This window comes from Streptomyces sp. NPDC032126 (assembly GCF_055580085.1).
This window is the reverse complement of record NZ_JBVIMA010000006.1, coordinates 278,401-292,928: the sequence shown is the minus strand read 5'-3', so window position 1 is coordinate 292,928 and position 14,528 is coordinate 278,401. Positions and strand designations below refer to the sequence as shown.

General features: G+C 70.8%; 14 protein-coding genes. 5 read left to right on the top strand and 9 right to left on the bottom strand.

Going from position 1 to position 14,528, the window contains the following annotated elements:
* The first annotated feature begins 124 nt into the window (after window positions 1–124).
* Entirely contained in the window at window positions 125–1,333 is a 1,209-nt protein-coding gene (locus tag ACZ5NW_RS23765) for a nucleotide sugar dehydrogenase (protein WP_468745880.1), read from the top strand.
* A 165-nt stretch (window positions 1,334–1,498) separates the two neighbouring features.
* Window positions 1,499–2,122, top strand: a complete 624-nt coding sequence (locus tag ACZ5NW_RS23760; RefSeq protein WP_468745879.1) for a hypothetical protein — start codon at window positions 1,499–1,501, stop codon at window positions 2,120–2,122.
* A 68-nt stretch (window positions 2,123–2,190) separates the two neighbouring features.
* Here the strand turns inward: ACZ5NW_RS23760 and ACZ5NW_RS23755 are convergent, their stop codons facing one another.
* From ACZ5NW_RS23755 to ACZ5NW_RS23740, 4 genes are all read right to left on the bottom strand, one after another.
* Complete coding sequence (locus ACZ5NW_RS23755; protein ID WP_468745878.1) at window positions 2,191–3,315, bottom strand: GuaB3 family IMP dehydrogenase-related protein; 1,125 nt, start codon at window positions 3,313–3,315, stop codon at window positions 2,191–2,193.
* Between the two features lie 108 nt (window positions 3,316–3,423).
* On the bottom strand, window positions 3,424–4,926 hold the full coding sequence (gene guaB, locus ACZ5NW_RS23750) for an IMP dehydrogenase (protein WP_468745877.1): 1,503 nt from the start codon (window positions 4,924–4,926) through the stop codon (window positions 3,424–3,426).
* Between the two features lie 153 nt (window positions 4,927–5,079).
* Window positions 5,080–5,670 (bottom strand): sigma-70 family RNA polymerase sigma factor, encoded by a 591-nt coding sequence (locus ACZ5NW_RS23745; RefSeq protein WP_468745876.1) that lies wholly within the window; start codon window positions 5,668–5,670, stop codon window positions 5,080–5,082.
* 533 nt (window positions 5,671–6,203) lie between these two features.
* Window positions 6,204–6,815: a response regulator transcription factor gene (locus tag ACZ5NW_RS23740; RefSeq protein WP_003948568.1), complete on the bottom strand. Its 612-nt coding sequence runs from the start codon at window positions 6,813–6,815 to the stop codon at window positions 6,204–6,206.
* A 379-nt stretch (window positions 6,816–7,194) separates the two neighbouring features.
* Between ACZ5NW_RS23740 and ACZ5NW_RS23735 the strand changes: the two genes are divergently transcribed.
* Window positions 7,195–7,527, top strand: a complete 333-nt coding sequence (locus ACZ5NW_RS23735) for a WhiB family transcriptional regulator (protein WP_468745875.1) — start codon at window positions 7,195–7,197, stop codon at window positions 7,525–7,527.
* Window positions 7,528–7,597: 70 nt separating this feature from the next.
* Here ACZ5NW_RS23735 and ACZ5NW_RS23730 read toward each other — a convergent pair whose 3' ends face one another.
* Window positions 7,598–8,509: a LysR family transcriptional regulator gene (locus ACZ5NW_RS23730; protein ID WP_468745874.1), complete on the bottom strand. Its 912-nt coding sequence runs from the start codon at window positions 8,507–8,509 to the stop codon at window positions 7,598–7,600.
* Window positions 8,510–8,734: 225 nt separating this feature from the next.
* On the opposite strand from ACZ5NW_RS23730, the gene ACZ5NW_RS23725 reads away from it, so the two are divergent.
* Together ACZ5NW_RS23725 and ACZ5NW_RS23720 are read left to right on the top strand one after the other, a co-directional pair.
* Window positions 8,735–9,508 (top strand): SDR family NAD(P)-dependent oxidoreductase, encoded by a 774-nt coding sequence (locus ACZ5NW_RS23725; protein WP_468745873.1) that lies wholly within the window; start codon window positions 8,735–8,737, stop codon window positions 9,506–9,508.
* A gap of 73 nt (window positions 9,509–9,581) precedes the next feature.
* The gene (locus tag ACZ5NW_RS23720) at window positions 9,582–10,289 is read left to right on the top strand and encodes an ester cyclase (protein ID WP_468745872.1); all 708 of its coding nucleotides are present in this window, start codon (window positions 9,582–9,584) and stop codon (window positions 10,287–10,289) included.
* A 79-nt stretch (window positions 10,290–10,368) separates the two neighbouring features.
* On the opposite strand, the gene groL is transcribed toward ACZ5NW_RS23720, so the two are convergent.
* From groL to ACZ5NW_RS23700, 4 genes are all read right to left on the bottom strand, one after another.
* A complete protein-coding gene (gene groL / locus ACZ5NW_RS23715) occupies window positions 10,369–11,994 on the bottom strand; it encodes a chaperonin GroEL (RefSeq protein WP_468745871.1) in 1,626 nt (541 codons plus the stop codon).
* Window positions 11,995–12,110: 116 nt separating this feature from the next.
* Window positions 12,111–12,419, bottom strand: a complete 309-nt coding sequence (groES, locus tag ACZ5NW_RS23710) for a co-chaperone GroES (RefSeq protein ID WP_018543953.1) — start codon at window positions 12,417–12,419, stop codon at window positions 12,111–12,113.
* Between the two features lie 203 nt (window positions 12,420–12,622).
* Window positions 12,623–13,384: a polysaccharide deacetylase family protein gene (locus ACZ5NW_RS23705; RefSeq protein ID WP_468746169.1), complete on the bottom strand. Its 762-nt coding sequence runs from the start codon at window positions 13,382–13,384 to the stop codon at window positions 12,623–12,625.
* A gap of 62 nt (window positions 13,385–13,446) precedes the next feature.
* Window positions 13,447–14,385, bottom strand: coding sequence for a polysaccharide deacetylase family protein (locus tag ACZ5NW_RS23700; RefSeq protein ID WP_468745870.1), 939 nt, complete (start codon window positions 14,383–14,385; stop codon window positions 13,447–13,449).
* Window positions 14,386–14,528: the final 143 nt, after the last annotated feature.

The window sequence follows — 14,528 nt, the reverse complement described above, 5'->3', positions numbered from 1 at the left end:
ACACAGTCGATCAATGCCGCATAACGGTCATATTTACTCCTAGTCTGACATTGCACTCGCTCGTCCTGTCCACAGGGCTTGCGCACCTGTCCCGCTTCGGTTATTGGGAAGGACGGCCCACGCCATGCCCGCAGATCTCGCCGTCATCGGACTCGGCCCGCTCGGCCTGCCCCTGGCCCAGGCCGCCGTCGCCGCCGGCATCCCCACCCTCGGCTACGCCACCGGACCCGAGGCGAGCTCCGTCAGCCCCGCCGAACTGCGCCGGATGCTCTCGGGGGGCTTCCGGCCCGCCACCGACCCCGCCGCCCTGGGCCGGGTGCGCACCGCCGTGATCTGCGCGCCGACCCCGCGCGACACGGACGGCGGACTCGACCTCTCCCAGGTGGAGAAGGCCGCGCGCACCCTGGCCGGCCACCTCCGCCCCCACACCACGGTGGTCCTGGAGTCGCCGGTCCCCCCGGGCACGACGGAGGGCTTCCTGCGCCCACTGCTGGAGGAGTCCTCGGGCCTGCGCGCGGGCCGCGACTTCCAGCTCGCCTACTCCCCCTGCCGCGTCGACCCCGGCAACCGGGTCTTCACACCCGCCAACACCCCGAAGGTGATCGGCGGTCTCACGCCCGCGTGCACCGAGTCCGCCGCCGCGTTCTACGGCCGGCTCACCGAGAAGGTGGTACGCGCGCGTGGGCTGCGGGAGGCGGAGACCGTGCAGCTGCTGGAGACCAACTTCCGGCAGGTCAACATCGCCCTCGTCAACGAGATGGCCGTCCTCTGCCACGACCTCGGCGTCGATCTGTGGGACGTCATCCGCTGCGCGGAGACCAAGCCGTTCGGCTTCCAGGCGTTCCGCCCCGGCCCCGGCGTCGGCGGCCACGCCGTCCCGTTGGACCGTACGGGTGAACCGGGCAGCCCGCTGCGCATGGTGGAGCTGGCCCAGCAGGTCAACAGCCGCATGCCGCGCTACGTCGTCCAGCGCGCCGCCGCCCTCCTGAACGAGCACGGCAAGTCCGCCCGCGGCGCCCGCGTCCTGCTCCTCGGCGTCACCTACAAGCCCGACCTCGCCGACCAGCAGGGCACACCCGCGCGCGAGATCGCGACCCGCCTGATGGACCTGGGCGCACAGGTCAGCTACCACGACCCGCTGATCCCGTCGTGGAACGTCCTGGACCGCCCGGTCCCCCGCGCCGACTCCCTCTACGAGGCGGCGGCCGACGCCGACCTGACGATCCTCCTCCAGCACCACCGCACGTACGACCTCCAGGGCCTGTCGGTGAAGGCGCAGTTGCTGCTGGACACACGGGGGGCGACGCCGACGGGGGCGGCGCACCGGTTGTGAAGGAGGGGGCGCGGGGACGCCCCAACATGCCCTCCGCCCCACCCCCGTTGCGAATTCGCTCGCGAAGAAGTCGCGAACGCCTGTTACTCTGCGGCGTCCTCATCGCACACGCGTGCGCGGACATCACCGCTCTCTACTCCGGTCCCAACGGGGGGATTACCTGTCATGACCCAGCCACCTCCACCGCCGCACCAGCCCGCCGGCGGCAACCCGTACGCCCAGCAGCCGCCCGCCGGTGCCAACCCGTACGGCCAGCAGCCGCCCGCCGGCGGCACGCCGTACCCGCCGCAGCAGCCCGCCGGGGCTCCGCCCTACGCCCCGTACCCCGCGCCGGGTGCCTTCCCCGGGCAGCCGGGCGCCGTGCCGCCGCCCCCGCCCGTCCCGGGGCGGAACAACATCGGCCTCGGAGTGCTGGCCGCGGTCGTGGCCGCGGTCGTCGTCGCCGGTGTGTACGGCGGCATCATCGGTGCCACCAAGCACGAGATCGGCTGGGCGGCCGTCGGTGTCGGCTTCGTCATCGGCCTCACGGCCGGCAAGCTCGGCGGCCGCAACCCCTCCCTCGCGGTGGTCAGCGCCGTCCTCGCGCTGGGCGCGGTCTTCCTCGGCCAGATGGTCGGCGAGGCGATCATCATCACCAAGGACTACCCGGTGAGCTTCTCCGAGGTGTTCTTCGACCACTTCGGCGATCTCTACGACGTCTGGAAGGACGACGCCGACCCGCTGACCTTCCTGTTCTTCGGGCTGGCCGCCGTCGCGTCCTTCTCGGGCGCGAAGAAGGCCGCCGGCTGAGCGAACCGGCGAACGACGAAGGGGCCGGTCACCCACTCGGGTGACCGGCCCCTTCGCTGTCGTGGGGGCTACCGCCGGTGCTGCGAGTCCGCCACCGTGACCTCGACCCGCTGGAACTCCTTGAGTTCGCTGTAGCCCGTCGTGGCCATCGCGCGACGCAGGGCGCCGAAGAGGTTCATGGAGCCGTCGGGCGTGTGCGACGGGCCCGTGAGGACCTCCTCGATCGTGCCGACCGTGCCGAGGTCGACCTTCTTGCCGCGCGGCAGCTCCTCGTTCACCGCCTCCATGCCCCAGTGGTGGCCCTTGCCGGGCGCGTCCGTGGCACGGGCCAGCGGGGAGCCCATCATCACCGCGTCGGCGCCGCAGGCGATCGCCTTGGGCAGGTCCCCGGACCAGCCGACGCCGCCGTCCGCGATCACGTGCACATACCGGCCGCCGGACTCGTCCATGTAGTCGCGGCGGGCCGCCGCCACGTCCGCGACCGCCGTGGCCATCGGGACCTGGATGCCCAGCACGTTGCGGGTGGTGTGCGCGGCGCCGCCGCCGAAGCCGACCAGGACACCCGCGGCACCGGTGCGCATCAGGTGCAGGGCCGCCGTGTAGGTGGCGCAGCCGCCGACGATCACCGGGACGTCGAGCTCGTAGATGAACTGCTTCAGGTTCAGCGGCTCGTGCGAGCCGGAGACGTGCTCCGCCGAGACCGTCGTACCGCGGATGACGAAGATGTCCACGCCCGCGTCCACGACGGCCTTGGAGAACTGGGCCGTGCGCTGCGGGGAGAGCGCGGCGGCCGTGACCACGCCGGAGTCGCGCACCTCCTTGATGCGGGCGCCGATCAGCTCCTCCTTGATGGGGGCCGCGTAGATCTCCTGGAGGCGCCGGGTCGCCGTCTCGGCGTCCAGGCCGACGATCTCGTCGAGCAGCGGCCGCGGGTCCTCGTACCGCGTCCAGAGGCCTTCGAGGTTGAGCACGCCGAGGCCGCCCAGCTCGCCGATGCGGATCGCGGTGGCCGGGGAGACGACCGAGTCCATGGGGGCGGCCAGGAAGGGCAGCTCGAAGCGGTAGGCGTCGATCTGCCAGGCGATCGAGACCTCCTTCGGGTCGCGCGTACGACGGCTGGGGACGACGGCGATGTCGTCGAAGGCGTACGCCCGGCGGCCGCGCTTGCCGCGCCCGATCTCGATCTCAGTCACGATGTGTGGCCTTTCCCTGATGCGTTTCAGCGCTTCCAGTATCGCCGACGGGTACGACAAGGGCGGCCCCGGAGTGTGTCCGGGGCCGCCCTGATCACGACGGGTGACTTACTTGCGGCTGTAGTTCGGGGCCTCGACCGTCATCTGGATGTCGTGCGGGTGGCTCTCCTTGAGGCCGGCCGCGGTGATGCGGACGAAGCGGCCCTTGGACTCCATCTCCTCGATGGTGGCGGCGCCCACGTAGCCCATGGTCTGGCGCAGGCCGCCCACGAGCTGGTGCAGGACGTTGGCCAGCGGACCGCGGTAGGGCACCTGGCCCTCGACGCCCTCGGGGACGAGCTTGTCGTCGGAGGCGACCTCCGCCTGGAAGTAGCGGTCCTTGGAGTACGACCTGCCCTGGCCGCGCGACTGCATGGCACCCAGCGAGCCCATGCCGCGGTACGACTTGAACTGCTTGCCGTTGATGAACAGCAGCTCGCCCGGCGACTCCTCGCAGCCCGCGAGGAGGCTGCCCAGCATCACCGTGTCGGCACCGGCGGCCAGCGCCTTGCCGATGTCGCCGGAGTACTGCAGGCCGCCGTCGCCGATCAGCGGGATGCCGGCGGGCCGGGCCGCGAGGGAGGCCTCGTAGATGGCGGTGACCTGCGGGACACCGATACCGGCGACGACGCGCGTGGTGCAGATCGAGCCGGGGCCCACGCCGACCTTGATGCCGTCGACGCCGGCGTCGATCAGCGCCTGGGCGCCGTCGCGGGTGGCGACGTTGCCGCCGATCACATCGACGTTCACGCTCGACTTGATCTTCGCCATCCAGCTGAGGGCGTTGCTGTTGTGACCGTGCGAGGTGTCGACGACCAGGAAGTCCACACCGGCCCCGGCGAGCGCCTGGGCGCGCTCCAGCGCCTCGGGGCTGGCGCCGACGGCGGCACCGACGAGCAGACGGCCCTCGGCGTCCTTCGCGGCGTTCGGGTACTTCTCGGCCTTGACGAAGTCCTTGACGGTGATCAGGCCCTTGAGGACGCCCTCGTCGTCGACGAGCGGCAGCTTCTCGATCTTGTGGCGCCGCAGCAGCTCCATGGCGTCCTGACCGGAGATGCCCACCTTGCCGGTGACCAGCGGCATCGGGGTCATGACCTCGCGCACCTGACGGGTGCGGTCGCTCTCGAAGGCCATGTCGCGGTTGGTGACGATGCCCAGGAGCTTGCCGGCCGGGTCGGTGACGGGGACGCCGCTGATGCGGAACTTGGCGCACAGCGCGTCGGCCTCGGCGAGCGTGGCCTCGGGGTGCACGGTGATCGGGTCGGTGACCATGCCGGACTCGGAGCGCTTCACGAGGTCGACCTGGTTGACCTGGTCCTCGACGGACAGGTTGCGGTGCAGTACACCGACGCCGCCCAGACGGGCCATCGCGATCGCCATGCGCGACTCGGTGACCTTGTCCATGGCGGCGGACAGGAGCGGGATATTGACCCGGACATTGCGGGAGATCCGGGACGAGGTGTCGACCGCGTTGGGGAGCACCTCGGATGCACCCGGCAGCAGCAGCACGTCGTCGTAGGTCAGCCCGAGGGTCGCGAATTTACCGGGCACTCCGTCGACGTTGGCAGTCATGACACCTTCCCCAAATGGCCTTGATCGGTGCGGATGTCCATGCTAACGGGAAGCGGACCTGTCTCATTCCATGGCGGGAGGTGACCTTCGGCTTCGTATGTTCGTACGGAATCGGGGAAGGTCCTGTTCAACGAAGGGCCAAACCCCTAGGCGTTACTGCTCGGCGAGCGCCCGCAGCCGGCTGAGCGCGCGGTGCTGGGCGACGCGCACCGCCCCGGGTGACATTCCCAACATCTGTCCGGTCTCCTCGGCGGTGAGGCCCACGGCGATACGCAGCAGGAGCAGCTCGCGCTGGTTCTCCGGCAGGTTGGCCAGGAGTTTCTTCGCCCATTCGGCGTCGCTGCTGAGCAGGGCGCGCTCCTCGGGGCCGAGGGAGTCGTCGGGCCGCTCGGGCATCTCGTCGGAGGGGACCGCGGTGGATCCCGGTCCGCGCATGGCGGCCCGCTGGAGGTCGGCGACCTTGTGGGCGGCGATGGCGAAGACGAACGCCTCGAAGGGGCGGCCGGTGTCCTTGTAGCGCGGCAGGGCGAGGAGGACGGCCACACAGACCTCCTGCGCGAGGTCCTCGACGAAGTGGCGCGCGTCGCCGGGGAGCCGGGACAGGCGCGTACGGCAGTAGCGCAGGGCGAGGGGGTGGACATGGGCGAGCAGGTCATGGGTGGCCTGCTCGTCGCCGTCGACGGCACGATGCACGAGCCCGCCGATCGCACCCTGAGCAGGAGTCGCCACCTCGTCGTCGCGCATCGGTCCATCGTGCCCTGCGCCCGTGCGGTCCATGGCACCGCGCCCGTCGTTGTGCACCGAAGCGTTATGAGCAGGTGCGCCGGAACTCATCCCCTGCGCCCTCCCCTTCCGCTCGACCGAATCGTCCCCGAGGAACTCCACACCTCAAGGATGCGGCATCCGCGGCGAAACGAGCACCGGGCATCCGAGGGACGGCTCACACCCGCGCCCCTGGGGGGCGCGGGCCCACGTCACACGCACCGGCCGAAGCCGGGCTCCCGCAGATGTGCGCACCGGACCCCGCGACCCCGGCGAGATCCGGAAGAGAGGCCCCAGGGTCTTTCTCTCGGATCTGGCCGGCTCCGACCGGCGGCTCCTCCCGGCCAAGCCGAGCGGGGCATGGTGCGTGCAGCTGCAAGGCGGAGGGAGGGAGTCGACGCGGAGCGATCGGGGTCCCCCCGCGCGAGCGACGCCGAGCGTGGGGGAGAGTGACGACAGCGCCGCAGATGTGCGCACCGGACCCCGCGACCCCGGCGAGATCCGGAAGAGAGGCTCTAGCGCACCAAGCCCCACCGGAAGCCCAGGGCCACCGCGTGGGCGCGGTCGGAGGCGCCGAGCTTCTTGAACAGACGGCGGGCGTGGGTCTTGACGGTGTCCTCGGAGAGGAACAGCTCGCGGCCGATCTCCGCGTTGGAGCGGCCATGGCTCATGCCCTCCAGGACCTGGATCTCACGGGCGGTGAGCGTCGGCGCCGCGCCCATCTCGGCCGACCGCAGCCGCCGGGGGGCGAGCCGCCAGGTCGGGTCGGCGAGCGCCTGGGTCACGGTGGCCCTCAACTCGGCGCGGGAGGCGTCCTTGTGGAGGTATCCCCGGGCGCCGGCGGCGACGGCCAGGGCCACGCCGTCCAGGTCCTCGGCGACCGTCAGCATGATGATGCGCGCGCCGGGGTCGGCGGACAGCAGTCGCCGTACGGTCTCGACGCCGCCCAGGCCGGGCATGCGTACGTCCATCAGAATCAGGTCCGAGCGGTCGGCGCCCCAGCGGCGGAGGACTTCCTCGCCGTTGGCCGCCGTCGTCACGCGCTCGACGCCGGGCACGGTCGCGACCGCGCGGCGCAGCGCCTCTCGGGCAAGCGGGGAGTCGTCGCAGACGAGGACGGAAGTCATGGCCGTCCTCCGCAGCTGATGCGCGTCACCTTGTGCCTCCAGGCTGGTACGAATCGTCACCTGTGCGGTCGACCGTCTCGGACGCCTGCCCGAGCGCTTGTGTTTTCAACCGCCTCCGCACTCTCAACGACGGTCACTCGAAAGAGTTACGGGGCTGCGTGCACTCTTCGGCACTCTACGTGAGGGTGCGGACACAGCGGAGGCAGCCGCGCGGACCCTCAAGCTTTCATCACAACCCATGCCCCATTCAGCCCTATTTCTTCCCTTTAGCTGGTGTCTGAGGCTAGATTCGCAATGAGTCATATTTTCATCTCCTTAGATCGTAGTTGTACGGTCGTGGGCACCGTATCCGCTCAGAACGGCTACAAGGGGTCACGCAATGGCAGATTTCTCCCGCCTTCCCGGACCGAACGCGGACCTGTGGGACTGGCAGCTCCTGGCTGCCTGTCGCGGGGTGGACAGCTCGCTCTTCTTCCATCCGGAGGGCGAGCGCGGCGCGGCCCGGAGCGCTCGCGAGAACTCGGCCAAGGAGGTCTGTATGAGGTGCCCGGTCCGCGCACAGTGCGCGGCACATGCGCTGGCGGTGCGCGAGCCGTACGGCGTGTGGGGTGGCTTGACCGAGGACGAGCGCGAAGAGCTCATGGGGCGGGCACGCAACCGCCTCGTGACAGCATCGGCGTCAGGCATGCGGGACGTCGCTTCGAACAACTGAAGGAACGTTTCCCCAGGTCGGAGGGCGTGCATTCGCACGCCCTCCGCTTCTCACTGCCGGAAGACGCTTCTCACTGCCGGACGGCCGCCCGCTCCAGTTCGGTCAGCGTCGCCGCCACCGCCGGGACCTGGGCCAGGTCCGGGAGCGTCAGCGCCACGATCTCCCGCCGCACCGCCGGTTCCAGCCGCACCGTCCGCACCCCGCGCGGCCGTACGGACGCGACGGCCAGCTGGGGCAGCACCGCCACGCCGAGGCCCGCGCCCACCAGCCCGACCACCGCCGGATAGTCGTCGGTCGCGAAGTCGATACGGGGCGTGAAGCCCGCGCGCTCGCACACCTCCACCAATTGCCCCCGGCAGCGCGGACAGCCCGCGATCCAGGGCTCCTCGGCGAGGTCGCCGATCGACACGGTGTCCGCGGCGCCGGCGCGGGCCAGCCGGTGCCGTTCGGGCACCAGGCCGACCAGACGGTCCGTCAGCAGGGGCCGTACGACGAGGTCGTCCCACTCCCCCGGGCCGCCCGCCGTGTTCTCGTAGCGGAAGGCGAGCGCGATGTCGCAGTCGCCGGCCCGCAGGGTGTCCACGGACTCGGGGGGTTCGGCCTCCTCCAGGGAGACGCGGGTGCCGGGGTGGGCGGCGCGCAGGGCGGCCAGGGCCGTGGGCACCAGGGTCGAGCTGCCGCTGGGGAAGGACACCAGCCGCACCCGGCCGGCCCGCAGCCCGGCGATCGCGGCGACCTCCTCCTCGGCGGCCGTCAGCCCGGCGAGGATGCCGGCCGCGTGCCGCACGAGGGCCTCACCCGCCTGGGTGAGGCGCATCTCGCGGCCGCTGCGCACCAGCAGGGGCGTGCCGACGGATGCCTCCAGGGCCTTCATCTGCTGGCTGACGGCCGGCTGGGTGCAGCCCAGCTCGCGCCCCGCCGCGGAGAAGGACCCGGTGGTGGCGACGGCACGCAGGACGCGCAGATGACGGGCCTCGATCACCCTTCGAGCATAAGGGAGGCTTGGGTGTCCGCGCGAATAGTGCCTCGTCGCTTTGACCTCAGGGTGCGGGCGGATCCCGTGCGGCGGGTGAGGCGCCGCACCCGGAGTCCCTGGCGGCGGCCGCAAGTACGTCGAGCGGAACGGCGGCTGAGGCCCTGTCACCGCCGCGGTGAGGGCCGGACGCGGGGAGCGGACGGGCCGCTTCCGGGTCACTACGCTGCTGCCATGACAACGGCTCTGATTACGGGATCGACCGCGGGGATCGGTGCCGCGTTCGCGCGGCGGCTCGCGGCGGACGGCCACGATCTGGTCCTGGTGGCGCGGGACACCCAGCGGCTGCGGGAGCAGGCCACCGAGTTGCACGACCGGCACGGCATCGAGGCGGAGGTGCTGACCGCCGACCTCGCGACCGACGAGGGCATCGAGGCGGTCGCCGCCCGGCTGGGCGATCGCCGCAGCCCTGTCGACCTGCTGGTCAACAACGCGGGCTTCGGCAACAAGGGCCGCTATCTCGACGTACCGATGGCCGATGAGCTGCGGATGCTGAAGGTGCACTGCGAGGCGGTGCTGCGGCTGACGTCGGCCGCGGCGGAGGCGATGCGCGAGCGCGGGCGCGGCGGGGTCGTCAACGTGGCGTCGGTCGCGGCCTTCGTGCCGCGCGGGACGTACGGCGCGTCGAAGGCGTGGGTCGTGCAGTTCACGCAGGGAGCCGCGAAGGACCTGGCGGGGGCCGGCGTACGGCTGATGGCACTGTGCCCCGGTTTCGTGCGGACGGAGTTCCACGAGCGGGCCGGGATGGGCACGGACAACATCCCCGGCTGGATGTGGCTGGACGCGGACAAGCTGGTCGCGGCGGCGCTGCACGATCTGGCGCGCGGCCGGACCGTGTCGATCCCGGACCCCCGCTACAAGGTGCTGATGGGCGCGGCCAAGCTGGTGCCGCGGGGCATGCTGGGCGGGATCAGCTCGAAGACGGGGCGCAAGTACGGCCCCCAGTGAGCGGGTGACGCCAGGCCTCCGGTGGGAAGATGGGCTTGGACATACCGGACCCGGGGGGACCGGAGGCGGCGCCATGACGTTCGTACAGATCATCGACTGCAAGACCAGCCGGTTCGACGAGATGAACCGGCTGATGGACAGGTGGGTCGAACAGACCAAGGGGAAGCGGACCGCGACGCACGACATCATCGGCAAGGACCGGTCGGACGCGTCGCACTACATCGAGATCGTGGAGTTCCCGTCGTACGAGGAGGCGATGCGGAACTCGAATCTGCCCGAGACCGACCGCATCTTCCAGGAGATGGTCGCGCTCTGCGACGAGATGCCGACGTTCACCGATCTGGACGTCGTACGGGACGAGAACCTGAACGTCGAGACCGTCCGGCGGTTCTTCGCGCTGCTGGCGGCGCCCGGTGAACTGCCCTCCCTCGACGAGGTGCTCATCGAGGACTACCACGACCATGACCCGGCCAACGAGCAGGACACCATGGGCATGGACGCGATCCGGCGCGAGATCGAGATGTGGAGGAGCGGCTTCGACTTCACGTTCACTCTCGACGACCAGTTCGCCGAGGGCGACCGGGTCTGTACGCGCTGGACGTGGGACGGCATCCACAAGGGTGAGTTCATGGGACTCCCGTCCACCGGGCGGAAGGTCTCCATGACCGGGTGCACCATCCACCGCTGCGCCCCGGACGGGAAGATCACCGAGGGCTGGTGGCAGTACGACCGGCTGGGGATGATGGGCCAGCTCGGGGCACTGGACGCACTGGAGCGGTAGGGGACGGCGAACGGCCGAGGCCCGGCACCCCTTGTCTGCAGGGTGCCGGGCCTCGGCTCGGCGTGGCTACCGACCTACGTCAGTGGGCGTGGCCGTGGGAGTGACCGGCCGCGGCCGGCTCCTCCTCTTCCTTCTTCTCGACGACCAGGGTCTCGGTCGTGAGCAGCAGGGAGGCGATGGAGGCCGCGTTCTCCAGGGCGGAGCGGGTGACCTTCACCGGGTCGATGACGCCCTGCTTGACCAGGTCGCCGTACTCGCCGGTGGCGGCGTTGTAGCCGCTGCCCTTCTCCAGCTCGGCGACCTTGGAGACGATGACGTAGCCCTCCAGGCCCGCGTTCTCCGCGATCCAGCGCAGCGGCTCGACGGCGGCGCGGCGGACGACGGAGACACCGGTGGCCTCGTCGCCGGTCTTGTCGAGGTTGCCCTCCAGGACCTTGACGGCGTGGACCAGCGCGGAGCCACCACCGGAGACGATGCCCTCCTCGACCGCGGCGCGGGTCGCGGAGATGGCGTCCTCCAGACGGTGCTTCTTCTCCTTCAGCTCCACCTCGGTGGCGGCGCCGACCTTGATCACGCACACGCCGCCGGCCAGCTTCGCGAGGCGCTCCTGGAGCTTCTCGCGGTCCCAGTCGGAGTCGGTGTTCTCGATCTCGGCCTTGATCTGGGCGACGCGGCCCTGCACGTCCTCGGAGCCGCCGGCACCGTCGACGATCGTGGTGTCGTCCTTGGTGACGGTGACGCGGCGGGCGCTGCCGAGCACGTCGACGCCGACCTGGTCGAGCTTGAGGCCGACCTCCTCGGAGATGACGGTGGCGCCGGTCAGGATCGCCATGTCCTGGAGCATCGCCTTGCGGCGGTCACCGAAGCCCGGGGCCTTCACGGCGACCGCGTTGAAGGTGCCGCGGATCTTGTTGACGACCAGGGTCGACAGGGCCTCGCCCTCGACGTCCTCGGCGATGATCAGCAGCGGCTTGGAGGAGTTGGTCTGGATGACCTTCTCCAGCAGCGGCAGCAGGTCGGCGATCGAGGAGATCTTGCCCTGGTTGATCAGGATGTAGGGCTCGTCGAGGACGGCCTCCATGCGCTCCTGGTCCGTGACGAAGTACGGCGACAGGTAGCCCTTGTCGAAGGCCATGCCCTCGGTGAAGTCCAGCTCCAGACCGAAGGTGTTGGACTCCTCGACGGTGATGACACCGTCCTTGCCGACCTTGTCCATCGCCTCGGCGATGAGCTCGCCGACCTGCTGGTCCTGGGCGGACAGCGCGGCCACGGCGGCGATGTCGGACTTCTCGTCGATCGGGCGGGCGGTGGCGAGGAGGTCCTCGGAGACGGCCGCCACGGCCGCGTCGATGCCCTTCTTCAGGGCGGCCGGAGAGGCACCGGCGGCGACGTTCTTCAGGCCCTCGCGCACCAGCGCCTGGGCGAGCACGGTGGCGGTGGTGGTGCCGTCACCCGCGATGTCGTTGGTCTTGGTCGCCACCTCCTTCACCAGCTGGGCGCCGAGGTTCTCGTACGGGTCCTCGATCTCGACCTCACGGGCGATCGTGACACCGTCGTTGGTGATGGTGGGGGCGCCGAACTTCTTGTCGATGACGACGTTGCGGCCCTTGGGGCCGATCGTCACCTTGACCGTGTCGGCCAGCTTGTTGACGCCGCGCTCGAGGGCGCGACGGGCGTCCTCGTCGAACTTCAGGATCTTCGCCATGACAGCGTGAGCCCTCTCGGAAATCTGTGAGTGGTAAAAGAACTGCGCCCCGGCGCCCGGCTCATCGATCGATCGCGGGTGCCAGGGCGCAGCTGGAAGCAAAAGCCTGAGGAGAACTACTTCTCGATGATCGCGAGGACGTCGCGAGCCGAGAGGACGAGGTACTCGTCGCCGTTGTACTTCACCTCGGTGCCGCCGTACTTGCTGTACAGGACGATGTCGCCGACCTTGACGTCGAGCGGCAGGCGCTCGCCGTTCTCGAACCGGCCCGGGCCCACGGCGAGGACGGCGCCCTCCTGGGGCTTCTCCTTCGCGGTGTCCGGAATGACCAGGCCGGAGGCCGTGGTCTGCTCGGCGTCGAGCGGCTGGACCACGATGCGGTCCTCAAGCGGCTTGATGGCAACCTTGGAGCTGGCGGTCGTCACGATCCGACCTCCCCCTTCGGAGATCTCACGGGGTTAACTGTCTGAGGTGGCGACCAGGTGGATCCGTCGTCGCGGGTGCCGGACCTGCCCGTCGCGTTGTTGGCACTCTCCACTGGGGAGTGCCAGAGCCGAGACTATGACCGTGATTAGCACTCGGTCAAGCGGACTGCTAATGCCGGCGGCGCGTCGGCCGGATTCCCGGTCTACAGGTAGTCCTCCAGGCGGCCCACCCTCAGCCCCTGCTCCCGGACCGTCCGCAGCAGCCGTGCCGTGCGCTCGCGCGGTCCGGGGCCGGTCAGCTCGTCGGGGTCGACGGCGATGACGTCGCCGGGCAGGAGGCGGTGGGTGCCCCGGGTGAAGGTCAGATCGGTGGGGCCCATCGCGGCGCGCCACAGCACCACCGCCCGGATGCCGCAGTCGGCGGCCGCGCGCAGGGTCGTCGTGTCGTACGTGCCGTAGGGCGGGCGGAAGAGGCGGGGGCGGGTGCCGAAGCGGGAGCTGAGCTTCTGCTGCTGGCCGCAGATCTCGGTGCGCTGGCCGGCGTACGGCAGCCCGCGCAGGGCCGCGTGGTCGAGGGTGTGGTTCTGCAGGGAGGCGCCGGCCGCGCGCAGGCGGGCGAAGTGGGGGTAGCCGGGGCCGGCCACGCTGTCGGTCAGGAACATGCTGACGGGGAGCCGGTGTTCGCGGACCAGGTCGACGAAACGCGGGTCGCGGTCGGCGCCGTCGTCGTAGGTGAGGAAGACGACCCGGTCGGTGGTGCGGACGTGGTCGACCACCGGGGGGAGGCGGTACGGGGGGCGGTCCTGGGGGGCGTGTGCGGGGAGGCCTTGTGGGGGGACGGTGTGTGCGGGGGCCCCATGTTCGCGGGCGCCGTGTGCGGGGGCGCCATGTGCGGGCGCGCCATGTGCGGGCGCGCCATGTACTCGCTGGGCGGCCTTCTTGCCGAGTCGTTCGATCGGGGCCATCGGCTGGGCGCAGCCGGTCAACGCGGCGGCCAGCAGCAGGATGGCGACCAGCCCCCGCCACCTCACAGGTAGTCCTCCAGCCGCGCGACCGCGTACCCCTTCGCCGTGACCTTGTCGAGGAAGCGGCGGACCATGTCGGGCATCGTGCCCTTCCAGTCGCCCCGTCCCCGGAAGTGGGTGAGGACGATGTCGCCGGGGTGGAGGTCGCGGTCCCCCTCGCGGTACTCCCAGTGGTCGACGAAGACCTCCTCGTCCCACAAGGGGGCGTACCTCACCCCGCACGCCTTGGCGGCCCGCAGCGTGTCCTGGTCGTAGTTGCCGTAGGGCGGGCGGAAGAGCAGCGGGCGCTTGCCGAAGTGCTCGCGCAGCACGTCCTGCATGCCGCAGATCTCGCGCTTCTGGCGGGCGTAGGACAGCGCCGGCAGATAGGGGTGGTGGAGGGTGTGGTTGTTCAGGACGGTCCCGCTGTCCTGCATCTTCTTGAAGTAGCCGTAGTCGTCCTTGATCAGGTAGTCGGACAGGAAGGCGATGTACGGCACCTTCAGCTCGCTCATCATCCGCAGGAACGCCGGGTCCTTCTCGGCGCCGTCGTCGATGGTGAGGAAGACGACCTTGTTCTTGGTGGGGACGGTCGTGAAGACGGGCGGCAGGCCCAGTTCCTCGTGGTCGTCGACCTCGAAGCCCTCGCGGGTGGTGATGTGCGGTTTCCTCGCGGGGGGCGCGGGGGCGAGCAGCGGGACCCTCTTGAGCCCCCAGTGCCGGGCCGTGGCCACCCGGGCGGCCTGCGCGGCCCGCAGCCGCTCGGCGGCCGCCTTCAGGGCGCCGGCCGCGCGGTCCTGGGCGTTCCGCTCGACCTGCTGGCCTCCGGCGGGCCGCGCGCCCGCGTCGCCCCGGCCGCACCCGGAGGCCAGGGCGGCGGCGGCGAGGACGGCGACCCCGCCGCGCACGGCGGCCCGTCGGGACGCGGCCCGATAATTGGCTTTTCGTACGACTGCTCCCATGGCGCCGGATCCTCGCAGCCGCGCCCCCGCACACCGCCCCGACACCGCGACACCCCCCACACCATCCCCCGACTGGCCCACACACCGCCCGGCGCCGGAACCGCCCCACATGGCGACCGGCGTCGGGCCCACCCGGCAGCGAC